At 44.4% G+C, this 23,867-nt stretch carries 25 protein-coding genes and 1 pseudogene; 10 read left to right on the top strand and 16 right to left on the bottom strand.

Annotation, left to right across the window (positions count from 1 at the left end):
- Positions 1-71 precede the first annotated feature (71 nt).
- The 5 genes from GT360_RS17485 to GT360_RS17465 are packed head-to-tail and all read right to left on the bottom strand — an operon-like array spanning position 72 to position 5,852.
- On the bottom strand, positions 72-1,049 hold the full coding sequence (locus GT360_RS17485) for a substrate-binding domain-containing protein (RefSeq protein WP_204274599.1): 978 nt from the start codon (positions 1,047-1,049) through the stop codon (positions 72-74).
- Between the two features lie 28 nt (positions 1,050-1,077).
- Positions 1,078-2,079 (bottom strand): ABC transporter permease, encoded by a 1,002-nt coding sequence (locus GT360_RS17480; RefSeq protein ID WP_164650239.1) that lies wholly within the window; start codon positions 2,077-2,079, stop codon positions 1,078-1,080.
- Positions 2,076-3,626 (bottom strand): sugar ABC transporter ATP-binding protein, encoded by a 1,551-nt coding sequence (locus GT360_RS17475; RefSeq protein WP_164650238.1) that lies wholly within the window; start codon positions 3,624-3,626, stop codon positions 2,076-2,078. The genes GT360_RS17480 and GT360_RS17475 overlap by 4 nt, the downstream gene beginning before the upstream one ends.
- Positions 3,627-4,784, bottom strand: coding sequence for a Gfo/Idh/MocA family protein (locus tag GT360_RS17470; RefSeq protein ID WP_164650237.1), 1,158 nt, complete (start codon positions 4,782-4,784; stop codon positions 3,627-3,629).
- 12 nt (positions 4,785-4,796) lie between these two features.
- Positions 4,797-5,852 carry a sugar phosphate isomerase/epimerase family protein gene (locus tag GT360_RS17465; protein WP_164650236.1) on the bottom strand — a complete coding sequence of 352 codons (1,056 nt, stop codon included), beginning with the start codon at positions 5,850-5,852 and terminating at the stop codon, positions 4,797-4,799.
- A gap of 280 nt (positions 5,853-6,132) precedes the next feature.
- On the opposite strand from GT360_RS17465, the gene GT360_RS17460 reads away from it, so the two are divergent.
- The gene (locus tag GT360_RS17460; protein ID WP_164650235.1) at positions 6,133-7,128 is read left to right on the top strand and encodes a LacI family DNA-binding transcriptional regulator; all 996 of its coding nucleotides are present in this window, start codon (positions 6,133-6,135) and stop codon (positions 7,126-7,128) included.
- 64 nt (positions 7,129-7,192) lie between these two features.
- On the opposite strand, the gene GT360_RS17455 is transcribed toward GT360_RS17460, so the two are convergent.
- The 3 genes from GT360_RS17455 to GT360_RS17445 form a co-directional block, all read right to left on the bottom strand.
- Entirely contained in the window at positions 7,193-7,918 is a 726-nt protein-coding gene (locus GT360_RS17455) for an amino acid ABC transporter ATP-binding protein (RefSeq protein WP_204274607.1), read from the bottom strand.
- A gap of 19 nt (positions 7,919-7,937) precedes the next feature.
- Positions 7,938-8,885: an amino acid ABC transporter permease gene (locus tag GT360_RS17450; RefSeq protein WP_164650233.1), complete on the bottom strand. Its 948-nt coding sequence runs from the start codon at positions 8,883-8,885 to the stop codon at positions 7,938-7,940.
- A 110-nt stretch (positions 8,886-8,995) separates the two neighbouring features.
- Complete coding sequence (locus GT360_RS17445; RefSeq protein ID WP_164650232.1) at positions 8,996-9,799, bottom strand: transporter substrate-binding domain-containing protein; 804 nt, start codon at positions 9,797-9,799, stop codon at positions 8,996-8,998.
- A 299-nt stretch (positions 9,800-10,098) separates the two neighbouring features.
- Here GT360_RS17445 and GT360_RS17440 point away from each other — a divergent pair, with 299 nt between their 5' ends.
- From GT360_RS17440 to GT360_RS17410, 8 genes and pseudogenes are all read left to right on the top strand, one after another.
- Entirely contained in the window at positions 10,099-10,989 is an 891-nt protein-coding gene (locus GT360_RS17440) for a LysR family transcriptional regulator (RefSeq protein WP_164650231.1), read from the top strand.
- A 327-nt stretch (positions 10,990-11,316) separates the two neighbouring features.
- A pseudogene (locus GT360_RS21955) lies at positions 11,317-11,448 on the top strand (helix-turn-helix domain-containing protein); the annotation flags it as partial.
- Between the two features lie 27 nt (positions 11,449-11,475).
- A complete protein-coding gene (locus tag GT360_RS21950) occupies positions 11,476-11,664 on the top strand; it encodes a hypothetical protein (RefSeq protein ID WP_239502704.1) in 189 nt (62 codons plus the stop codon).
- Positions 11,665-11,970: 306 nt separating this feature from the next.
- Positions 11,971-12,288, top strand: a complete 318-nt coding sequence (locus GT360_RS17430; protein ID WP_239502686.1) for a VOC family protein — start codon at positions 11,971-11,973, stop codon at positions 12,286-12,288.
- 18 nt (positions 12,289-12,306) lie between these two features.
- Entirely contained in the window at positions 12,307-13,302 is a 996-nt protein-coding gene (locus GT360_RS17425; protein WP_164650229.1) for a dihydroxyacetone kinase subunit DhaK, read from the top strand.
- A 137-nt stretch (positions 13,303-13,439) separates the two neighbouring features.
- Complete coding sequence (dhaL, locus tag GT360_RS17420) at positions 13,440-14,099, top strand: dihydroxyacetone kinase subunit DhaL (protein WP_164650228.1); 660 nt, start codon at positions 13,440-13,442, stop codon at positions 14,097-14,099.
- The gene (gene lsrF / locus GT360_RS17415) at positions 14,092-14,976 is read left to right on the top strand and encodes a 3-hydroxy-5-phosphonooxypentane-2,4-dione thiolase (protein WP_164650227.1); all 885 of its coding nucleotides are present in this window, start codon (positions 14,092-14,094) and stop codon (positions 14,974-14,976) included. The genes dhaL and lsrF overlap by 8 nt, the downstream gene beginning before the upstream one ends.
- 9 nt (positions 14,977-14,985) lie before the next feature.
- Positions 14,986-15,528 (top strand): DUF1097 domain-containing protein, encoded by a 543-nt coding sequence (locus GT360_RS17410; RefSeq protein WP_164650226.1) that lies wholly within the window; start codon positions 14,986-14,988, stop codon positions 15,526-15,528.
- Between the two features lie 66 nt (positions 15,529-15,594).
- Here GT360_RS17410 and GT360_RS17405 read toward each other — a convergent pair whose 3' ends face one another.
- From GT360_RS17405 to GT360_RS17375, 8 genes are all read right to left on the bottom strand, one after another.
- Entirely contained in the window at positions 15,595-16,152 is a 558-nt protein-coding gene (locus tag GT360_RS17405; RefSeq protein WP_164650225.1) for a L,D-transpeptidase family protein, read from the bottom strand.
- Positions 16,153-16,310: 158 nt separating this feature from the next.
- Positions 16,311-16,475: a hypothetical protein gene (locus tag GT360_RS21860; RefSeq protein ID WP_204274598.1), complete on the bottom strand. Its 165-nt coding sequence runs from the start codon at positions 16,473-16,475 to the stop codon at positions 16,311-16,313.
- Between the two features lie 173 nt (positions 16,476-16,648).
- Positions 16,649-18,289 (bottom strand): BatD family protein, encoded by a 1,641-nt coding sequence (locus tag GT360_RS17400; protein WP_164650224.1) that lies wholly within the window; start codon positions 18,287-18,289, stop codon positions 16,649-16,651.
- Complete coding sequence (locus tag GT360_RS17395; RefSeq protein WP_164650223.1) at positions 18,290-20,104, bottom strand: VWA domain-containing protein; 1,815 nt, start codon at positions 20,102-20,104, stop codon at positions 18,290-18,292.
- The gene (locus GT360_RS17390) at positions 20,104-21,072 is read right to left on the bottom strand and encodes a vWA domain-containing protein (protein WP_164650222.1); all 969 of its coding nucleotides are present in this window, start codon (positions 21,070-21,072) and stop codon (positions 20,104-20,106) included. Before GT360_RS17390 ends, GT360_RS17395 begins: the two co-directional genes overlap by 1 nt.
- A complete protein-coding gene (locus tag GT360_RS17385; protein WP_164650221.1) occupies positions 21,065-21,532 on the bottom strand; it encodes a DUF4381 domain-containing protein in 468 nt (155 codons plus the stop codon). The genes GT360_RS17390 and GT360_RS17385 overlap by 8 nt, the downstream gene beginning before the upstream one ends.
- 1 nt (position 21,533) lies before the next feature.
- Positions 21,534-22,445, bottom strand: a complete 912-nt coding sequence (locus GT360_RS17380; RefSeq protein ID WP_164650220.1) for a DUF58 domain-containing protein — start codon at positions 22,443-22,445, stop codon at positions 21,534-21,536.
- Positions 22,446-22,447: 2 nt separating this feature from the next.
- Complete coding sequence (locus GT360_RS17375; RefSeq protein ID WP_164650219.1) at positions 22,448-23,404, bottom strand: AAA family ATPase; 957 nt, start codon at positions 23,402-23,404, stop codon at positions 22,448-22,450.
- A 252-nt stretch (positions 23,405-23,656) separates the two neighbouring features.
- Between GT360_RS17375 and GT360_RS17370 the strand changes: the two genes are divergently transcribed.
- Positions 23,657-23,857, top strand: coding sequence for a restriction endonuclease subunit S (locus GT360_RS17370; protein ID WP_164650218.1), 201 nt, complete (start codon positions 23,657-23,659; stop codon positions 23,855-23,857).
- Positions 23,858-23,867: the final 10 nt, after the last annotated feature.

Here is a 23,867-nt window from a genome sequence, read left to right as displayed (position 1 = left end):
AGAGGGAGCGTGAGGATAGACAGTTAGAGGACGAGGCTAGCCCGTCCTCTATGGTTACGATGAAGCTTGGTTTAGAACACTGAGCGTGGCTCATAGAACTTTTCGGCATTATGCTTATCAACGAGTTCAGCAGCCAAAATGACGCGTGACGGCGTGGTATGATACATGGTACCTAAATTCTCTTCTTTTAATCCAGTCACTGCTAGAGCAATACCAGATGCAATCATATTTGCAGGGTAGGTGACGGTCGCGCGAACAACAGGATCTTCATCGATGATCATTTTGATGATGTCTTTTGAACCGGCACCACCTAATACAGTCTTGATCTCTGTTCTTCCGGATTCTTTGATTGCTTGCATTACACCTTTGAGCATATCGTCATCTTGACACCAAACAGCATCAATGTGAGGGTGGCGTTGAAGCATATTTTCCATTACTGCTAACGCTTTTTGAGTAGACCAATCTGCTGGTTGGCTATCCAAGATTTCAATGTTTTTGTAGTTGGCAATAATATCGTTAAAGGCGTCCACTCGCTGCTTGTTGATCGGAATAGACATGCCTTCTATGACGACGACTTTTCCTTTTTTGTTCATCTCTTCAGCAAGCCAATAACCACTTACACTGCCAAGCCCAGCATTGTCGCCGGCGATAAAGACATTTTGAGCAGGTTTTGCTAGTTCTCTATCAACAACAACGGTATAGATACCGCTAGCGTAGGCTTCTTCGATAACGGTTTGAAGCGTGGCTGGATTATGTGGAAGGACTACCAGTGCATCGATCCCTCTTATCATTAAATCTTCAATGTCACCAACTTGCTTTGAGCCTGAACTTGCTGCAACGACATAAAATTCAACATCATAGTCTGATTCTTTAAAGTCTTTGGCTGCTTGCTCTGCCCACCATAGAACGCCACCAGTCCAACCGTGGTCAGCAGAAGGGACCGACACACCGATTTTGTGCGTTTTGGCAAACGCCTGAGTTGTGCAAAGTAACAGAGCGAAAAGTAGAGCGAATCCTAATTGTGTAAACTTCTTAACTAGTAACATCATTTAGTTCTCCTGTAGTACGGTGTTTGATTTACTCAGAGCGCTTAAATTGCATAAGCACTGCGATGAGGATGACCAAACCTTTTACCGTTCCTTGTAGATATGGGCTAACGCCCATTAAATTGAGCATGTTATTGATAATGCCCAGAATGATTGCTCCAACGACGGTTCCCCATATGGAGCCTTTGCCCCCTGACATCGCGGTGCCGCCAATGACAACCGCTGCGATGACATCGAGCTCATAAAACAGACCTGCATCTCCCGGACTGATAGAGTTCAACCGAGAAGAAAGCATGATGGCTGACACGCCGACGGTGAAGCCAAGTAAGACGAAAGTAAGAAATATGATTTTTTGAACGTTTATCGCAGAGTAGGTAGCAACTTTAGCGTTGGAGCCTACGGCACAGACATGACGGCCAAAAGCCGTATGTTTCAACAGTACGTGTGCGACAATGGCCAGTATAAAAAACACCCACACGGGAATAGGAAGCTCAAGAAAATAACCCGTTCCGATTTTTGGAAATTGAGGGTTATATGAAACGACCTCGCCCGCATCACTGATATAGAGAGTAAGAGAGCGGTAAATTGACATGGTTGCAAGTGTTGCTACGAATGCCGTTATTTTACCTACCGTCGTGAGCAGACCATTTATGGCACCAAATAGGGCACCAAGGAACATTGCTGCTACTATTGCGATGGACACAGATAGCCATCCAACACCAAAGTAGTTAAGTAGCATAATGATGAGTGCTCCAACCAGCGCAAGGGCAGAGCCCACTGAAAGGTCAATACCACCTGCGATAATGACAAATGTCATACCTAAAGCAATGATTCCGGTATAGGAGACCTGTCTTAGTATGTTAGTTAGGTTGCGTGGCATCAAAAAATGCTCACTGGCGATCGACGATATTGCTATAAGCACAAATAAAGCAATCAAAGGGGCAAAGGTTGCCCAGTTGACGGATTTTAGTTTGTCTAAAATCGATGTAGCTTGACCTGTTTTACTGGGGGCTATGGGGATCGCATTATTCATATGTTTTCTCCTTCTAACACAGGCTCTGGTTGGGACTTTCTCAACCCCGCGGCAGATAACATGATGTTTTGCTCAGTAATATTTTCACCGGTAAGCTCACCCTGTTGTTGCCCTTCACGCATGACAATCACCCGATTTGAAAGCCCAATAAGCTCTTCCATATCAGAAGAAATGACAATGACAGCAAGACCTTGTTGGGTAAGGGTATGGATGAAGTGATAGATGTCTTTTTTGGTATTAACATCGACTCCACGCGTAGGCTCATCGAGTATCAATATCTTGGGTTGGGTGTCCATCCATTTCGATAAATAAACTTTTTGCTGATTACCCCCACTTAAAAATTGGAGTTCAGTATTTTCATTTTCTGTTTTTATATCGAACTGATTAATATACTGCTTTGCTTTTTGCTTCGTTTTTGAATGGTCTATGAATAGTCTCTTGTAGTCCTTGAGAGAGCACAGAGTGATATTCTCAAACAGATTGAAGTTCAGTATTAAGCCACTCCCTTGGCGATCTTCACTCATGTATGCAAGACCTTTAGATATGGCATGACTAACACTTGAGGGCTGGTATTGCTGGGAGAAAATTTGAACTTGGCCATGTTTAATTGCCCTCAGTCCCATCAGCGATTCTGCGATCTCAGTACGACCGCTACCGACAAGGCCTCCAAAGCCCAAGACTTCGCCGCAGCGCACACTGAAACTTACATCCTTTACTAACTTTGTTAGAGTCAATTTATCCACTTCTAATGCGACTTGACCAAAGTCATCATTTTTCTCTGGAAAGATTTGATTAAGCTCGCGACCTACCATTTTCGTCGCTATATCGTGTTCTGTTATCTGGCTCACCTCATCGATAGACACCAACTCTCCATCACGAAGAATAATTAAGCGATCACAAAGCTGTTTTACTTCTTTAAGCTTGTGTGAAATAAATAAAATTGTAACGCCTTGCTGTTTTAGCTTGTTGATGAGCGTGAATAAAACATCGACTTCATGATGAGTTAATACGGTGGTCGGTTCATCCATTATTAGTATCCGCGCATCATTGACGAGTGCCTTGGCAATTTCTACCATCTGTTTTTCAGCGACGGTGAGATCCTCAATGATGGAATCAGGGGATAACGGTGTATCCAGCAGCTCTAAAAGCTGATGTGTCTTTTCCCTCATTAGACGTTTGTTGAGCAAAGATGAACCAAACTTATCCGACCTGCGAAGCTCTTGGCCCAAAAATACATTCTCAAAAACGTTAAGCGTTGAAACCAAATTGAATTCTTGTGGAATCATTGCGATACCGTGTTTTTTAGCATCGGAAGGATTTCTTATATTCACGGTTTTACCCTCAACTTCGATTGAGCCGCTTGTTGCGTGGTAAATACCATCAATAATCTTTAGAAGCGTCGATTTACCTGCTCCATTTTCTCCAAGGATACCGAGTACTTCTCCTGCACGAATATCAAGCGAGATATCGTGCAGGACGTTAACCTTAGAAAATGATTTGCAGATACTATTCAGACGCAGTAGGGGAACACCTGTGTCTGTACTCATTTAAATTTCCTCGATATCGACCCATTGACCATTTTGTTGGGAAGAAAGGATCACGGCACTGATAAACTTCATGCCATCCAACCCGGTATCTATATTGGGAATTAAACTTCCTTCTAGAATATCGAGTTTCTGCTCTCCTTCTTTGTATCTCTGGATACACCTAGCAGCTTCGGTATATAGGTTGGCGAAGCCTTCGAGGTATCCTTCAGGGTGACCTCCAGGCGTTCGCGTCAGATGTTCTGCGGTGGATTGATATCCATTTCCAGCGCGAGTGAGTATCTGAGTTGGCTCACCGAGTGGGCTAAACAAAAGCCTATTTGGATCTTCTTGACGCCATTCCAGGCCGCCTTTGTCGCCGAACAGTCGAATGCGCAATCCGTTTTCATTTCCTGGTGCTACTTGACTACTCCAAAGCATCCCTTTGACACCTTGATCAAATCGCATCATTGCGTGAACGTTATCGTCAAGCTCACGCCCATCAACAAACGCGGTCAAGTCTGCTGAGACTGCTTTGAGTGAAAGCCCAGAAATAAAGCAAGCTAGGTTATAGGCGTGTGTTCCAATGTCGCCGAGACACCCTGCAGGCCCAGAGCGAGTTGGATCGGTTCTCCACTGGGCTTGCTTGTTCTCGCTATGTTCTGCATCGGTCGTTAACCAGTCTTGAGGGTATTCGACTTGGATAACTCTAAGCTGCCCTAAGCTCCCTTTTTCGACCATATTCCGAGCTTGGCGTGCTAAGGGGTATGCGGTGTAGTTGTGTGTAAGGAAAAAGAACGGCTCGCTATTATCAGCGATACGTTTAAGCTCTAGTGCATCCTCGAGTGAAGATGTCAGTGGCTTGTCACAGATGACCGAGATCCCAGCTTCTAAAAACGCTTTAGCAACGGGATAGTGCATATGGTTGGGGGTGACGATGGCGACAACATCGATGCCATCTGACCGCGTGGCTTCTTTTGCTGCCATTTCCTTGAAATCGGTATAAATGCGCTCTTTTTCTAACCCTAAGGCGAGTCCAGAACGTATGGATTTTTCTGTCGTAGAGCTGAGGGCTCCAGCAACCAAGTCAAACTGATCGTCTATTCTTGAAGCAATGCGATGGACGGCACCAATAAAAGCACCTTCACCACCGCCAACCATTCCGAGTTTAAGTCTGTTCATGACAGTATCCCTTTAGCTTAGTCCTAAAATACGACGGTTTGCATCAAGATCAGTTGTAGCGTCTGCGAAGTCATCAAAGGCTTTATCCGTCACTCGAATAATGTGCTTATTGACGAAATCTACGCCTTCGGAGGCTCCGGCTTCAGGGTGTTTGAGGCAACATTCCCACTCAACGACAGCCCAGCCATCAAAATTGTACTGCGACAGTTTGGAAAACACGCTGTTGAAGTCTACTTGGCCATCTCCTAATGAACGGAATCGACCTGCACGGTTTGTCCAGTTTTGATAACCGCTATAAACGCCTTGTTGGGCGCTAGGGTTGAACTCAGCATCTTTAACGTGGAACATTTTGATACGATCGTGATAGCGATCGATGAAAGCAAGATAATCCAGTTGTTGTAAAACAAAGTGACTTGGGTCGTAAAGAATGTTCGCTCTAGGGTGATGATCTACCGCTTCTAGGAACATCTCGAAGGTGACTCCATCGTGAAGATCTTCACCAGGGTGTATCTCATAGCATACATCGACACCAGCCCTGCCAAAGGCGTTGAGGATAGGCTCCCAGCGACTGGCTAATTCTGCAAACCCGGTCTCCACAAGTCCCTGAGGACGTTGAGGCCACGGGTACATGAAGGGCCAAAGTAGCGCGCCAGAGAAGGTCACATGTGCGGTTAGTCCGAGCTTTTCTGATGCAGCTGCCGCAAACATCATTTGCTCTACCGCCCACTCTTGTCGTGCTTTAGGGTTGTTATGAACATGCTCTGGAGCAAAACCATCAAACATTTCATCGTAAGCAGGGTGTACTGCGACGAGTTGTCCTTGAAGATGGGTACTCAGCTCTGTTATTTCGACGCCGTAAGATTCAACAATGGCACGCACAGAGTCACAGTAGTCTTGATCTTTTGCAGCTTTTTCTAAGTCAAATAAACGGGCGTCCCACGTAGGGATTTGAACACCTTTGTATCCAAGATTACTTGCCCATTCAACAATGCTTTCCAAAGAGTTAAATGGTGCTTCATCTGATGTGAATTGCGTGAGAAATAGTGCAGGTCCTTTTATTGTTTTCATCGTTCACCTCGTTAACAAAGTACACAAAATGTAAACGTGTACATTGTGTTTGTAATAAGATGCACCCCAAATGCATATGTATGAGTAATGCATCTAGCTGAGTAAAAACATGCTTTTATGGCTATAATATCGACAACTTTTAGCTTTTTGTATGCAAATAGAGACTTAATGTGATCGTTGTGGCTATTTATTAACCAAGTTTAAGCTATTTTTTGATCTCCAATGCACTTAGTAATATTGTGGAGATTATGTAAACGATTTCAGGTTTTGCGGAGTGATTATGGTGACAATAAAAGACGTGGCAAGGTTGGCGGGAGTGTCTACAGCCACTGTATCTAGGACCTTGGTTCATCCGGAGTTGGTTAAAGTGAGGACTCGTCAAAAGGTCGAATTGGCGATACAGGAAACGGGATACACGCCGAATGCGACGGCACAAAATTTGAGAAACAGTGAGTCAAAAACGGTGATAGTGATTGTTCCTGACATCGCGAATATGTTTTTTGCCGATATCGTTCGTGGAATCCAGTTGGTCGCACAAAAACATGGCTACAAGGTATTGCTCGGAGATACCGTACACACAGTAGAACAGGCCAATGTGTATCTCGATTTAGTGAGGGCACGGCAGGCTGATGGTGTCATTTCTCTTACCTCTGAGCTGCCTAATAGTTACCGTTATAAATCGGATATCCCGATGGTAACAGCATGTGAATATTTTTCTGAGTCATCGATACCAACCGTCAGGGTTGATAATCATTCGTCTGCGAAGAAAGCGGTCGATTATTTGCTTGAGCTTGGTCACCGTAACATTGGCTGTATCACCGGGCCAATGGAAAATCCAATTTGTATCGCTCGCAAAGCGGGTTTTGATGAAAGCATGAATAGTGTAGGGCTTGAGCCTGAACCGAGAAAAGTGGAAGCGGGGGACTTTAGCTTTGACTCGGGTTACATTGCCTTTCGTCGTTTGGTGAAGCAGTGTTCAATGACTGCGCTATTTTGTTTCAATGATATGATGACGCTCGGAGCGATAAAAGCAGCTCAAGAAATGGGATTAAGGATACCGGAAGATTTGTCTGTTGTTGGCTTTGACGATCTACTATTTAGCCAATATTGCAGCCCTTCTATAACGACGATAAAGCAGCCTCAAAAGCTCATTGGCGAAACAGCAATGAAGGTGTTAATCAAAGTACTGAACAAAGAGCAAGCTCCGCGCGAGACGGTCATACCGACTCAACTACTGGTCAGGGGCAGCTCAACGGTGGCGCCACAAAAGATATAAAGTTGTAGGTAGCCTCATTGATTTAACTAGAAAGAGATAATGTCAATGAGGCCATATCGATTGGCTAGAGGACTTTTGATAAGAATTTTTGAAGACGTTCGTTAGAAGGGTTCTCAAAGAAGTTCTCTGGAGTGTCCGAAACAAGCAGCTCGCCTTCTTCCATGAACAACACTCGGTCGGCCACTTCTTTGGCAAATCCCATCTCATGGGTAACGACGACCATTGTCATACCGTCGGCTGCGAGACTCTTCATAACATCAAGTACTTCACCGACCATCTCTGGATCGAGTGCTGAGGTAGGTTCATCAAACAACATGATGTTAGGTTGCATAGCAAGTGCCCTTGCTATCGCGACTCGCTGTTGTTGACCACCAGATAAATGGTTAGGGTAGTTCTCCATGCGGTCAGCGAGTCCTACTTTCTTAAGTAACTCTTTGGCTTCTTCCTCCACAGCGGCTTGGTCTCGCTTCGCCACCTTAAGTGGTGCAAGCATAACGTTACCTAGCGCGGTTTTGTGTGGAAAGAGGTTGAAGCTTTGGAATACCATACCCACTTCTTCACGCAACTTATTGATGTTGGTATGTTTATCATACATGTTGGTGCCATCAACGGTAATGGATCCGTCGCTAATGGTTTCGAGTTGGTTGAGGGCTCTCAAAAACGTGGATTTACCTGAGCCAGATGGACCAACGACGACGACAACTTCTCCGCGCTTTACGGTCACTGATACATCTTTGAGGGCGTGACAGCCATTTGGATATACTTTGTTTATGTTTTCGGCGATGATCATCTCTTCGCCTTGATAATCTCTAGTCACTGGCAGATAACCTCTTTTCTAATGTTTGAATCGCCCAAGATAGGGAACTAGTCAAGATCAAGTACAGTGCAGCGACTGTGAACCAAACTTCAAATGGTGCGAAGCTACCACTGACCACTTCTCGTCCCGCTTTAGTAAGGTCAGTAATCGAAATCACTGAGACCAATGAAGAGTCTTTAATTAAGTTGATAAACTGCCCGGCCAGCGGTGGCAAGGTACGTTTAAATGCTTGTGGCAAGATAACGTATACCATTGCTTGTACGTAGTTCATTCCCAACGAACGAGCGGCTTCCATCTGCCCTTTTGGTATCGCTTGAATACCTGCTCTAATGATTTCAGCAACATACGCCGCAGTAAATACGGATAGGGCAATAACACCGGAGGTAAAACGGTCGAGGTCGAGTACGGTACCAATGAAGAAATAAACAATGAAGATCTGCACTAGCAATGGCGTGCCGCGGATTAGCTCAACGTAAGTAATCGCGAGTTTACGAAGGGCTATATTGGATGAAATACGCATCAACCCAACAAATAGCCCGATAACAATAGCAAACAGCAAAGACCAAAGAGAAATCTTAATCGTGACAATGAGACCTTCTGTCAGCGGGCCGATTCGCCATTCCGTTGCTTCTGCGAGTTGGTCACCTTCGAAAATGAGGTCACCCTGGAAAACACTGATGTTTTCGTACTCACCCAGCTCAACCAGTACTTCGCCAGACAAGGACTCTAAATATAGTGTGCCATCCGCATTACTGACAATGTTGCCATCTTCAGGCGCTGTTATTGCGGCGGCCGAGTTGTCAACGATATAAGGAACCACTCGCTCCCAGTTCCAGTTGTAGTCTATTCGTTTTCCTGACAAATATATCAGCCCACAAAGAAAGGCGATAATAAGTAGAAAAACGCCATTCCATAAAATGGGTCTCTCGCGTTTTTGCATGTTAGTTTCTCAAATACTGCTTGGAGAAGAACTGCAATCAATGGGGTCGATGCAGTATTGAGCAGCCCACTGATGTAGGCTGCGAATTGGTGGGGTTGAAACCCTTACGATTACTGTACTTGACTTAGCCAAGCATCGCTCTTGAACCACTTATCGTAGATACGGTCGTAAGTGCCGTCACCTTTGATTTGGCGAAGGTAGCCGTTCAAGAAGTTAAGGAAATCAGGGTCGCCTTGACGAATCGCCCAACCAAGTGGCTCAAACGTAAATGGTTGATCTAAGTGAACAAGCTGACCTTTGTTTTCAGCACTGTAGATAGCGTTGTACGGTAGGTCATAGATGAAGGCATCCGCTTTACCGTTAACCACTTCGAGTACCGCTTCAGATTGCGTTTCGTAAAGATTTACTTTTGCTTTAGGTAGGTAACGTTTGATAGCGCCTTCACCAGTTGTGCCAAGTTTAGTCACAACAGTGTAGTTCTCATCGTTAAGGTCACGATAGCTTGTTACTTTACCTTCGAGTTTAGGGCTGACTAGGATCGACTGGCCGATGATGACGTATGGGTCAGCGAAGTTAACTTGCATATTGCGTTGCGGAGTAATCGTCATACCCCCCATGATCATGTGACATTTACCTGTCAATAGGGTAGGGATGATACCGTCCCAAGCCGTGTTGACTGGCGTGTATTTTACGCCCATGGCACGTGCCATCTGTTTGCCTAGGTCAATATCGAAACCAATGTACTGGCCATTCTTTGCTGTCATCTCAAATGGCATGTAGCCAGCGTCAAAACAGACACGGAGCTCGCCGTCTTTCGCGATTTCTTGAAGAAGAGTAGTAGAAGCTTGAGCTGTGCCAAATGCTGCTGTAGACGCAAGCACGATCGCCGCAACATTGCGGAATAGAGTTTTCATAATGAATCCTTTCATTGGTTCTGTTTTTGTTTTTTCTAGCCTTGTATTTATCCAAAAATCGACTAGCAGCGTGTAATGCTGATCTACTTATAGCAAACAATTGCATTTGTATGCAATAGCGCTTTTTAGCGAGATAGTGTGCTAGTCCCACGAAAAATTATTAAATCAGGTCAGAGTTGAATGAGTTCATCATTGAGTTTTATATATGTTCTTATATCGATTTGTCATAACTATGTGCTAGTCTTGCATCCTCATCGCAACCGAAAATAAAATAATAAAAATTAGGGAGTTAGGCCCAAATGATATCAATCGAGCAAGTGCAGGCGTTTACTTTGGTGTATGAAGAAGGTTCATACAGTTCAGCAGCAAAAATCGCTCAAAAAGAGCGCAGCACAATCAGAGAGCATGTGCTCGCGATGGAAGATACACTAGGAGTGAAGCTTTTTGAGATTGAAGGGCGAAGAGCGGTACCTACGACAGATGCCGAAAGCTTGATTGTTCGATCTCGCAACTTATCAAAACATGCTCGAGACTTTTACCATGCTGCAATGACTCTTTATAAACAGCCACTATCAAAGATGATAGTTTGGCATGACAGTTTAATTCCTAATCAACTATTAGGTGAAGTCATTACCAGGTTACGAGAGGAATATCCTGAGTTAGAAATTGAATGCTGTAATGCGTCCAGAGAGGAAGCTTTTAAAGCAGTAGAACAAGACCAGTGTCATATTGCAGTGATGTCCACTGAACATTCAACGGTATCGCCGGGTAAGTTCAAGTCTACGAATATTGGAAGTTTGACCATGAACCCTTATGGCAGTCCAATTTCAGATTTGGGGAAGAGTTCGGTTGTGTCGATGTCAGATTTACAGCTATCTACTCAATATATTATGCAGCACTCAAAAGCAAGAGATTTAGGCTATTTTGAGATTGGCAATCGACAACATAAAGTGAGCAGTGTTGAGCTAGCAATTGCACTCATGGAGACAGAAGGTTGGACGGTGCTTTCTGACATGGACGCAGCACATTGGGTTGAGAGTGGGAAGTTAAAACTGCTGAACCTTGATCATCTTATTAGGGGTTATAAACATTCTGTTTCCACATACTATAGTCTATCGTCAGACAGTATTCCTGAAGTAAACAAAGCGCTATCGATTTTTAAAAACGCTTCCTATAAATATCTGATTTAAATTATTTTATTTTTGTAGGGAGACCCCTTACAACTTGTATTTTGGCATAGTTTAACTGTCGCCCATAATCCTCGTTATCGTTTTTACAGCCCACTTAACCAGACCTCTTACCCAAGGATTAATATCAGTTTACCCATTAGTTGATGTTGATCTTGACTACGGTTAAGTGGGTTGTTTTTCATTACAGGGATATTGGTAGTTTATGCGTGTCTATGTGGTTGTTTTCGGTTTATATGTCGCCGCTTTACTCTGGTCTTTTTATCACAGTTTTTTCACATAATTAGACGTATATTTACAAGTGCACTTTTTATCTACGGATGGTGGCTTATGTATCGACAGTTAACCGAAGAACAGCGTATAAAAATTTGGGCTTTGCGTAAGGAGGGAAAATCGCAGTCCGAGATCGCCACTCAGCTGAATGTCCATCGCTCAACTATTTCGAGGGAGTTGGCAAGAAACTCTGGACCTTATGGATACGAGCCCCACATGGCTCAACAACTCGCCGAATACCGCAAGCAGTTTCACACTCAAATTGTCGAAAGACAATATGAAGAGCTCATTGAACAGCTAAAACTCATTGGTTGGGATTCAAGTCAATGTGAGCGATTCATGATTCAATTTTATCCAGAATTAGATATTTCAGATATTCACCAGCTTTTAGAGGAACATGTTTAGATTTATGAACACGATCACGTGTTGCACTTGCCTAACGAGAAAAGCTGTTCAGAAGTCTTAGTTTGTTGCACTTGCCATCAATCAGGCTGAATTTATTAATGAGCGACACACATTTTGTTGCAGTTGCTATTAAATGGCACTGCAAGTTGAGTGTTGCACTTGCTTAATGAAAATCCTTAAAAATAAAATAATTGCATATTTTTCAGTGATTTATGCTTGTCTGTTGTGTGCGATCATGGTCACTATTTTCATTATATTGCTTGTGTATATTAATTTGTGACAGTTGGATGATTAAAAAGGGTGGATATGATGAAAAAATTCAATCATGTCGGTATTCCGACACAGCAAACACATGAAAATGAGACACTGAATGCAGAGATAGGCGTTTTTACAACAGACTTTGAACAGAGCGAGAACAAAATCGAATGGTTACGTTTTTTAGAAGATAGTCCTATGCCAGAAGAGTTAAAAAACACCGCTCATGTTGCCTATGAGGTTGATGACTTAGACGCTGAATTACAAGGTAAGAAAGTGCTAATTGAACCATTTTATGCAAATGAAAAACTAAGAATTGCCTTTGTAATGGAAGATGAAGCCCCGATTGAACTGATGCAGTACGTATAGACGAAGAAGGATAGAGTTATGAAAAAATTCATTAATAATCCAGAAAACTTAACCGTAGAACTACTGCAAGGTCTCGAGATGACCTTCTCTAACAAAGTAAAAATCATCAAAGATAAGATTGTTGCACGCGTGACACCTAAAGATCCAAACAAAGTGGCAATCGTTACACTGGGCGGTGCAGGGCATGAACCCGCACTGAGCGGTTATGTTGGTGAAGGTATGCTCGACTATTCCGTTGTCGGCGATATATTTGCAGCCCCCGGGGCTCCGAAAGTATTCGAAGCACTGAAGTTAGCTGATCGGCCTGCTGGCGTATTACTTGTAGTTTTGAATCACGAAGGTGATGTGATGGCTGCAAATATGGCGATAGAGATGGCGAAGCGTGAGGGTATCAACGTTAAAATGTTGCTAACTCATGAAGACATCAGTGCAGGGCTAAGCGCGGATGTTAAAGATCGTCGAGGTCTCGCAGGTTGTGTTCCTGTTTATAAATTGGCGGGAGCAGCTGCAGAGATGGGTTTACCTCTTGAAGAGGTGTACCAGGTCGCCGATCGCTTTAATCAACAAATGGCAACATTGGCTGTGGCCATGAGCAACGCAACTCATCCTCAATCAGGTATGAAAATTGGTGATCTTGCTGATGATGAGATGGAAATTGGTATGGGTCAGCACGGTGAAGGTGGCGGTGGCCGAATGAAGCTGCAAACCGCTGACGATACCGCGAATATTATGATGAGCCAGCTATGCAAAGCGATTGATGTTAAACCTGGCGACCACTTAATGTTGATGGTCAATGGTTCAGGGGCAACCACACTGATGGAAATGCTAATTGTCTCACGTGCTTGTCATTTAGCTTTGGAAGACAAGCAAGTGACGGTTGCACGCTCAAAAGTTGAAGAAGTCCTCACGGTGCAGGAGATGGCTGGCTTCCAGATGTGCATAGGTAAGTTCGATAGCCAAACACTTTTACTGTGGGATCAGCCCTGTAATACTCCTTACTGGACACAACAGTAACTACTCCAGGTAAACCCGAATCATTTGGGTTTACCTGCCACTTCATATAACGACTTAAGCTATCAGGTATTCGAGTTCTATACCTCAAAATATCTAGAATCAAACTAAGGCTTAATAAGACGTTAAGGAGAGTTTGTATGATGATGTTTGAACAAAATACACTCAATGAAATGTTGTTGTATGCAGCCCATCGTATCGAAAATAAAGTCAGCTACTTAAATGATCTGGATAGTCATATAGGCGATGGCGACCACGGCACGACCATGCTGAGAGTTTGTCATTGTATTGATGCTGTATTAAACCAGCCAAGCGACAACTGGGCAAAGCAATATGATGATTTAGGCTGGTTAATCATGAGCCAAGATGGTGGCTCTGCAGGAATGTTGATCGGCAACTTTTATATAGGATTGTCTGAAGGTTTCAAGAATACGGTCTTAACACCTCGTGAAACAGCATTAGCATTCCGCCAAGCCCTATTGAGAGTGCAGCATTTTAGCGGTGCAAAACGTGGTGATAAAACAATGTTGGATGCGCTGATTCCCGCAGTTGAAGCTCTTGAGCAAGCGGCGAACGATGGAGCTGATACTACCGACTTGTTCGAAAAGGCCTCTGAAGCGGCGAACCTTGGAGCACAAGAAACGAAGGGAATGAAAGCGGCTCGTGGGCGAGCAAAAAATATGGGTGAGAAGAGCCGAGGTTATATCGATCCAGGAGCTGCGAGTATGGCAATGTTATTTGAATCTTTTGGGCTCTATGTCGTTAAAGTATCTCGAGAAGAGGAGGCTTATCATGGCTGATAGAGAGGGTAATTTATTCGCAAAAGACTATGGATTGGACACGCCTCCTCGCTGTGATTCTTTTCATGTAAAAGGCATGGATCATGTTGATTGGGGAATGAAAGATAGGTTAAGTCGCATTTTCCGACCTACAACAGGAAAAACGGTTATGCTTGCTTTTGATCATGGCTACATTATGGGGTCAACGGCAGGTCTTGAACGCCTTGACTTGAGTATTCAGCCCCTCGCTCCATATGCGGATGCATTAATGGCAACCAGAGGGGCGATGCGAACGTGTATCTCCCCCACACACATTAAGCCGTTGATTCTGCGCTCTAGCGCTGGTAGTACAGTGTTAAAGGATGATATGAGCCATGAAGTAATAGGTGTCGACATAGAAGATGCAGTGCGAATCAATGCTTCTTGCTTGGCTATTCAGGTATTTGTTGGAGCCGGTGGAGAGTGCTCAAGCTTGAGCAATTTAGTTCGGACGATTGATGCTGGCGAACGAGTCGGTATACCAACTCTGGGCGTAACGGCGGTTGGCAAAGAGATGGAGCGGACGCCACGCTATTTTATGTTGGCAACTCGGGTCGTTGCTGAGCTAGGGGCTCATATCGTCAAAACCTACTATTGTGATGACTTTGAGAAAGTCGTTGCTGCTTGTCCCGTCCCGATTGTGGTTGCTGGTGGGAAAAAAGTGGGAGAGCTAGAGGCATTAAACATGGCTTATCAGGCCATCCAGTCTGGCGCCGCTGGTGTGGATATGGGAAGAAACGTATTTCAGTCTGAATGCCCAATTGGGATGCTTAAAGCAATTAATGGGGTTGTTCATGAGAGTCTTTCACCTCAACAGGGATACGACCTTTACCTAACAGAAAAAAGCCTAATGGCTTAAGGATTTACTATGAAGTTTCAACAGTTTATTGTTATTCCAATAATGGTTGCTTTTCTTGCGTTTACTATTCAAATCATCGACCAAGTGATAGCGCCTATGTTGCCTATTGAGAATATCGGCTTTGGATGGATTGCTTTTATTGCGTGGGCAATGTACTTCATGGCAGGGTGCACTTTAGAGGGGGGTACAAAAGTGATCTTTGGCTATATCGCCGGCATCATTGCATCTGTGGCGATCATGGAGTTTGGCGGAGCGCTCTCGTCGTTTGGATTTTTCGCTGTACCCGTCGCGATTTTCTTTGTGGTTGTGCCATGTATTTGTTTAGAACGCCTACCCCCATTTGATTTCGTTCCAGCGCTGTTTGTTGGGGCGGGGACATTCTTTGGTTTTATGTCATATGTTGCGGGCGCCACATACGCCCATGCTGGCTTTATTGAGTTACTTTACTGCGTCATTGGGCTTTCTTATGGTTGGATAGCAGTAACCTTAAGAACGAAGTATGAAGCGTGGGTAAACCAACACTCTGTAGAAGGCATTACGCATCCACATTAGTTCTCTAGAATAGAGGGTTAGATTAGAGTGGGGTTATTTGCTTAAAACTTTGGAACGGTTATGGGGCTACCATTCAATAAAAATGGGAGTCCCAATTTCAACAAGCGCTAAAAACTCATCCATTTCTTCATTGGAGATAGCGATACAGCCATCTGTCCAATCAAAGCTTTGGATGAACTGGGGATCGCGATCATCATCATTTTTTAGACCATGAATTTTAATATCGCCGCCAGGGTCAAAACCTAGGCGGTCGGCATGTTCTTTATCTCGATAGTTTGGATAGCTGATGTGCATTGAACGATGGAAGGCAGAGTTTTCCATAATGAAAGAGAGGCGGTAATGGCCTTCTGGAGTCTTTTGGTCCCCTTGTTTGACTTTATGCCCCCGCGGACTGCTGCCCAATGCGATTCTATACTCTCTTACAACACTTTCACCTTGCATCAGGAACATACGGCGATTTGATTTCTTGACGTGCACCCAATCAACTATTTTATTTACATTTAATTCTGGTGGCGTTGAAGTCGTTACATCTGGAGAGGTGAGTGAAGCGATGTGTGCTGGTAGCGTAGAAGCAAGGCATTGCTGAGTAAAAAGAATGAGAACAAAGAGGAAAAGTTTACGCATTGAGTTTGTCGTTAGTTAATGAGCCTAGCTCGCTACATTCTAAGACAATTGGTTTTGGATGCCTATCCTTGATAGTGAAATATAGAGCGAAAAGACCTAAGCCCTTCAAAGAGCATACGCTATATCATTGAAAAAAATGAATAACTACCAGATGAACATCAATCAATTGAAAAGATGTCGCTTGGCAAAAATCCATGTTGTTTAAACAGTTCAATCGCTTCATCACGACTCGCTGCTTCGATAGTGATGCTTGCCATCGATTTTCCATCAAAATAACGGATTACAAATTGGGTGTCTTCACTGAGTTTTAATAGAGCCGCCATAGTTATATCCACTTTCCAATAGTGTCATACTCTAAACTTCGCCCTAGCCAAGTAAACTCATAATTGAAGTAAGAGTATCTTTAAATGAACAAAACTGACCATTACTTGTTCATTGGTTAAAAAACGCGAGATTAATTACTTGAACCAATCTCGCGCTTAATTATATTCACTGTTTACAATATTGGCAAATTATTGTTGGAATTTTTATCTAGGTTTTTGTGTTTAATACTCATAATTAATTTGATGAGCTTTGTGTTATCCCAAGTTGAACCATTATGTGAACATTGATTAGTATTCATAAGAGATAACTCGTCAATGATTGACGCTCTGTAGGATTTGCTTAAAGAGACGCTATCATCGAGCCACTTGTTTACATGATAGTTTATTAGACCGATATCCCCAGCCTTAATGATATCAACTATAGTCTGATCATTATTACTACGTTGATCAGTTTGGTTGATCGTTCTAGATGAATGATCTTTATTGTAGAGACGATAAATGATCATGAAGGATACAATTAAGATAGTAGTTAACAATAGAGTTGCGTATTTCCAATATACTGAAACGCCACTAACTTGATCATTGGCTACGCTACTTCCAATTAGATTGGTATTGAAGCTGTATAAAGTTTGATCGCCTTGTTTAATATTGAGTGTGGTATTTATTGTATCTGTTTTATCAGAGATATTATTTAAGCTATCCCACCAATCGATCGAAGGTAGCACGATAGTTATTTCGCCTTCAGCTTGAGCGATCAAAACTTGCTTGATGATCATTCGAGTTATGCCGTTGCTCAAAGGCTGGAATACGGGTTTCTCATCGTAAGTTCGAACACCACTAGGTAAGTCTAGCGACAGTTTAGGGAATCTTTCTGGGTCAAGTCCATGTATGTCGAGTATTATTTGGCGCGTCAGAGATTGACCAACGTTGAGTTGTATAGGGTTTTGATCGATAACTTCGTCACCGTTTTCATTGAAAAACTTCTGTTCAATGTCGAGAGATTGAGTAGGGAGCCAGACACCTTGGTAATCCGCTGGTGGCTCTTTGACGGTGATTTTTAGCTCCTCAGGCTCAATTTGTGTGGCAATAAGTCGCGTGCTGCCACGTAGGCTATCCCCATAGATGACTGTGCCATCAAACCCTGCGCCAAGAAGATTAAACTCACCCGCACTATCAGCCGTGAGCTTATATCTCTGCTCAACTACAGTGACTTCAACACCATCAAGGACGCTTTGGTACTGCTTGGCATCGCCAATGGCGGCAATAGTCATGCCTTGCAGTTTTGGTTGCGAGATTTCTGGGTTTTGTAGTCTTCTAGGGTCGGTTTTAATGATCACTCTGCTTAGCAGTTGTGTACTCTCTTGTGGGTAGAGAATGTCCTTTTCGAGTTGATTGGAAATCTCAACAAAGTTACTCGCTTCAGGCTCTTGCTCATCCTTAGTAACAACAATCTGAATGGGTTCACTTTTCGCGCCGTTGAGTTCAAACGCCGGAATGGTCACACGCCCAATGCGTTGCGGAGCGAGTGAGACATTCCACTCACTGCGACTCGTGCGCTGGCTATTGATAATGTTGACTGACGTCCCGAAGTTAGGACGCCCCATAAAGAAGTCATTTTCTAATATAGATAGGTCGAGGTCATCTGCAGAAGCTCGTTCGTCAGCGACGATTCGAAGTTGAAACACTTCATTGGTTACGAGTTCTCGTTTATTGACCGTTGCTTGCAAGGTAGCTGCATTTGCACAAGTGAAGACTGCACTCAAAAGCAATAAAATGAAAACAGACCAGGTTTGGGCAAAGTATTTACTGTTCATTTACCAGTTTTTCTCCGTAACTTGAGGCTTTGGTTTTTGCTGTGCCTGTAGTTGTAATTGTGCTCGAATTAGACGGCTTGGATCTCTAGCGGCTTCTACACGATCGAGTTGGCGTAAGTCCTGCTCTTTCTGCTGCTCTGCTTCACTTAACTCTTGCGGAGTCATGGAAGCTTGTTGATCTTCTTGCTCAGGTATCTGTTCATTTTGTGTTTCTTGAGTCAAGTCTTGTTGGTTGTCTTCAGATGGCTTTGAGTTAGCATCATCGTGCTGTTGCTGTTGCTGTTGCTGTTGCTGTTGCTGTTGCTGTTGCTGTTGCTGTTCGTCTTGTGGGTTACTATCGCTTGCGGCGTCAGGCTGCGATTCATTTTGTGGTTGTTCACCATCGTTCTCAGACTCAGAAGAGCTGCTATCGTCCTGTTGTGATTGCTCGCTTTGTGATTGTTGCTCGTCGCTGTCTGATTGATCTTTCGAGTTGCTTTCTGAATCCTGAGGTTGTTGCTGTTTCAATTGTTCAACTAGCGCTAAGTTGTCCAGTGCATCTTGATGACCTGGCTCGGTGCTCAGTACTTTGCGATATTGCTCTATAGCATTGTCATAATCGCCAGCTTGCGCGTAAGCATTGCCTAGGTTGTAGCTAGCGCGCGTTGACTCAAGACGACTGAAGTGTTCTATAGCCGTTTGGTAGTCACCACTTTCGTAAGCGCTGAGGCCTTGCCACTCGGGGTCGTCGAAGAGTTGTTGCGCCTTTGGATAGTCGCCACCTTGATAAGCTTGAAAACCCTGCTGATCGCTGTTTAACCAAGGGTTTGCAAACGCTTGATTTGGCTGAGAGAGAGATACGAGCATGACTAAACCAAATAACACTCCGCGCCTAAATAGCAGTAGTGCAAGAGCCATAATAGGTAGAATTAGCCAGTAGCCTTTGTTTTGCCAAGTGGTAATTTCTTTTTGTGCATTTGCGTCGTTAACAGTATTGCCTAAAAAATCCGACATGGATGTTATTGTTTCCACGTCTCGATTCGTGTGTTGAATCGGGATAAATAGTCCGCCAACAGTTTGCGCAAGATTATTCATATTATTGAACTGACTCGTAGCGACAACCGTGTTTCCACTTGCTGTTTGCAGCATTCCGCCGTCAGGGAGGGGAATAGGGGCACCATTCTCGGTTGCGACCGCGAGGATCGCTAATTGCCAACGTCCATCAAGCATAGACTCAATCGCTTGTTTCTCTTTGTTCGATAGATCATCAATCACTAGGACAATCTGCCCAGACTGAAAGCCCGCATTGGTGAGCATTGAGATCGCTTGTTCCACACCTTTGTCTGCCCTTGCGCCAGCGTAGGGCATGATCGCGGGACTTAGCTGTGGTAAATGGTTGAGTAGTGATTGGCTATCGCGAGTCAATGGGGCGACGGAGTATGCGTCAGCAGCATAGACGACAAGACCTGTTTGTCCATCAGTCCAAAGGTTGAGCATATCGGCGACTTTAAACCTCGCTTGATCTAGTCGGCTTGGTGATACATCTTTTGCATACATCGAAAGTGACATATCCATCACCACCACACGCGCATCATTGCCCTGCATTGAAGGGCGAGTGTTGTCCTCAAGGCTAGGGCCTGCAAGCGCAAAGATGGCCAACAACCAAGCAAGCGTAAATACCTTAACCAATGACTTATTTTGGCCAAGTTCTAGTCCCATGGCCTTGGCAATATGAGGCGCGATTAAGGTTTGGCTTCGGGAGCGGCGCATTAGGTATATGGATACGGCAATACAAGGAATGACTGCCCAAAACCAGAGAGGGTATAAGAAGCTCATTAGACCTGCTCCTTTCGGTAAATGACTAAACCCACAGAGAGCATAAACGCGATAGCAAGTGGCAGCGGAAACCACTCTGTTTGTGGTCGCCAAGCTTGTGTCGCTAGGTTAATCGGCTCTAGCTCGTTAATCGTGTTGTAAATGTTGTCCAAATCCTGTTGATTGCGAGCACGGAAATATTGCCCACCCGTTAGATCGGCGATTTCTTGAAGGAGTTTTTCATCCAGGTCATGCGCGGTATTCACTTTACGGGACATAAAGAAGTCTTGAACGACCATTTCTCCCGCGCCAACACCAACGGTATAAATGGTGGCATTGTTTTGATGTGCAATTTTTGCCGCCTCAATAGGATCTAACACACCAGCATTATTTGAACCGTCACTGAGTAAGATCATCACTCGTTGTGGCGCATCACTTTCGATAAACATTTTCGTGGCGATGCCAATGCCATCGCCAATCGCGGTTTGGGTACCGATAAGTTTGAGAACCATTTGGTTAACTTGCTCGATGATCGAGTGTGTATCGAGGGTTAACGGCGATTGTAAATAGGCGTGATCAGCATAAACGACTAAGCCCAGCCGGTCTCCTTGACGCTGTTTTGCAAAGTCGGTCAAGACGTTTTTTACTGCGGTCAGGCGGTCGATGTAACCACTTCCATCTTGCATGTCCTCTTGGCTCATGGAGTAGGAGAGGTCGACAACCAGCATAAGGTCGCGGTGCTCTGTAGGTATAACAACAGGTTCACCATAGTGAACCGGGCGAGAGGCGGCTAAAACAAGTAGCAGCCAGATAAGCCAGGTCAGGATCTGTGTGGCTTTGCTTTTTGGCTGCGAGTTTTGAATATTACTGGGGACGTTTGGCACGTAAACCGCTGCCTTTGCGTTGGTCGCAGGTAAAACCATACGAACAATAAAAGGCAAGGGAAGTAGGATGAGCGCCCACGCCCAAACGAGCTCGAAATTACTCACTCTTTCCCCCATGTCGTTTTGGCGGAAGTGCATGGCGAATCCAGTACTCACAATCGGCGATATAGTCGAGCTCTTCTGTTTTTTCGTTACTCATATATAAAGCAGATTGCCATAGTTCTGATTTTGGTTTGAAACGCTCACTACCTAACTCAGCGTCTAAAAAGTCATACCAGGCAGAGCCAGTGAGTGCTGCGAGCTCCTGACGAGAGTAATAACTAAACGCAACTTGACGCACCACTTCCATCGCTTGTGAAGGTGTTTGTTGTTGTGTAATCAGTTTTAGCGCGGTGTTTTTTGCTGCATGCTGCGCTCGTCGGCGTTTTAGTAGCCAAAAAGTCAGCGTCGATAAAATAATAATCGTGAATAAGGTTAGCCACCATGCGATTGATAATGGAAACCATGAAGGGGCGTCAGGGAGATGAAGGCCTTTAAGAGGGAGCGTATCCGCTTGTTGTTGCATGTTATGATCTCGATAGTTGAGAAAGCAAGGGACGGTCGTTTGACAATGACAGGAACGTCATCCCATGTTGCTGTGTGAAAGCTTCGAGCTGTTCGGTGTTCTTTTTAAAATGGGACTTCATCGCACTGCGGGCACGCGCAGACGAGAAATCTAACCACAAGCTTCGGGTTTGTGTTGTCACTTGTTCGACGCCACGATATTGCGTCATTCCTTGTTCTAGCGGGTCGTAGATATGAACCAAGCGAACAGAGTTGTGAACTCGAATGTGGCTCAAGCGTTCTTTGTCTTGTTGGGTTAAACGGGAGAAGTCACTGATAAATATGATCTCACTTCCCTTAGGACATAAGCGGTGAATTGCATCGAGCGCGCCATCAAAATTTTGTTGCGTTGTCACGTTTCTTTGGAAATCATGATGAGACGTAACCAAGTTCAATAGATGCAAGACCCCACGAGAAGAGGCGGTCGCTTTACACTCGAACAGCGCATTACCGGTATCAACGATGGCCCCGACTCTATCTTTGCCTTTTGCAGATAGCCAAGCAACCAACGCACTAAAGTGAGCCGCCATAACAGATTTCAACATCAAAGCAGAACCAAAGTTCATACTTGAAGAGAGATCGATATACAGGTAGACAGGCCTTTCTTTCTCCTCAGTAAATAGCTTTGTATGCACTTTTCCGGTGCGAGCTGTCACTCGCCAATCGATTGAACGAACATCATCACCCGCTTGATATTGGCGAACTTCAGAAAAGTCCATACCGCGGCCAAGTTGACGGCTCTGGTGTTGTCCAAGTTGCTGCGCCCATATACTTTTGGCGGGTGGTAACCAATGCACGGTATGCTGCTTGTAGTAAAGCAACTCGTCCAAGTTCAAGTTAACGCCATCGGCAAACGGTGAGAGTGTCACTGACATCGTTATGCGCTACCTACCATAGAAAGCAGGGCATCAATAATCGTGTCAGGCTTGATACCCTGCGCTTGAGCACTGTAGGACAAAAGCAAGCGATGACGCAGTACAGGGTATGCCATTGTCTGAACATCCTCTGGTGTCACGTAATCGCGACCAGATAGCCATGCGTGTGCGCGAGCACAGCGGTCGAGGGCAATAGTGGCACGAGGGCTCACGCCCATCTCCAATTGACCCGTCAACTCCGAACTGTATTTTTCTGGTTGGCGTGTGGCTAAGATGAGGCGAACGATGTAACGCTCTACGCCCTCAGCCATATGAATATCGAGTGCTTGTTTACGAGCATCAAAGATGGTTTGCTGAGACAGAGTCGGTTTATCAACCGATTCAACACCCTGGGCTTCACCACGGTTAAGGCGCAGAATTTCAAGCTCAGCATCTTCATTTGGGTAGTCTACATCGAGGTGGAGTAGGAAACGGTCTAACTGAGCTTCAGGAAGTGGGTAAGTACCTTCTTGTTCAATTGGGTTCTGTGTCGCCATTACCAGAAAGAGCTCAGGCAATGGGTAGGTAGTTTTACCGACAGAGATCTGTTTCTCTGCCATCGCCTCGAGCATCGCTGCTTGTACTTTCGCTGGCGCGCGGTTGATCTCATCCGCAAGGACCAGCGAGTTAAAAATTGGCCCCGCTTGGAAGGCAAAGTCTCCGGTTTCTGGTCGGAAAATATCGGTACCTGTTAAGTCAGCTGGTAGCAAGTCGGGGGTAAACTGCACACGATGAAAGTCGCCTTCAATGCAGTCAGCTAAGCATTTGACAGCACGTGTTTTTGCAAGCCCTGGTGGACCCTCTACCAAAATATGGCCATCGGCGAGCAAGGCGACAAGCAGTTGTTTTACCAATTCTTGTTGGCCAATGACTTGAGATTCGAGATAAGTTTGAAGAGTGTGGAATTGCTGCGCAATCATCCTGAGTGCCTTGTAATTAATTCATGAACTTCGAGCGAAAATATGCGATAGGTTGACTCGGGTTTCAAGGGGTGTAATTGAAAAATTAGTGTCAAAATTTAAAGAGTGTAAAAAAAGGAAAAAGTTCAATTTAAATATAGCTTTAACGAAAGCGGATTCATGTCAAAGCAGATAGCACTGTGTGCACAACCGACGAGAAGCTGATAAACTACATGGCAGTTGATTTAGTAAGTATAAATAAGAGTTACCGTTATGAGTGATTTTGAAAAAGAACTAGAACTGATGTCTGAAGAGATGGGCGAAGAGCCAGAGCAAAAGTTACCCTCTCTTGAAGAGCAGAAAGCCATTGCTGCGGAACTGAAGCAACTTGAAGCAGAAGGCAAACTGACTCCAGAAGTACTGGAGCAGTATTTCGGCAAGTTCTACGCAAAGACGCATACGCCTGTTCATTAATTGAATTATC

Origin of the sequence: Vibrio astriarenae (assembly GCF_010587385.1) — a bacterium.
Lineage (GTDB): Bacteria > Pseudomonadota > Gammaproteobacteria > Enterobacterales > Vibrionaceae > Vibrio > Vibrio astriarenae.
The sequence above is the reverse complement of the archived record's forward strand: the minus strand, read 5'-3'. Positions and strand labels throughout refer to the sequence as shown.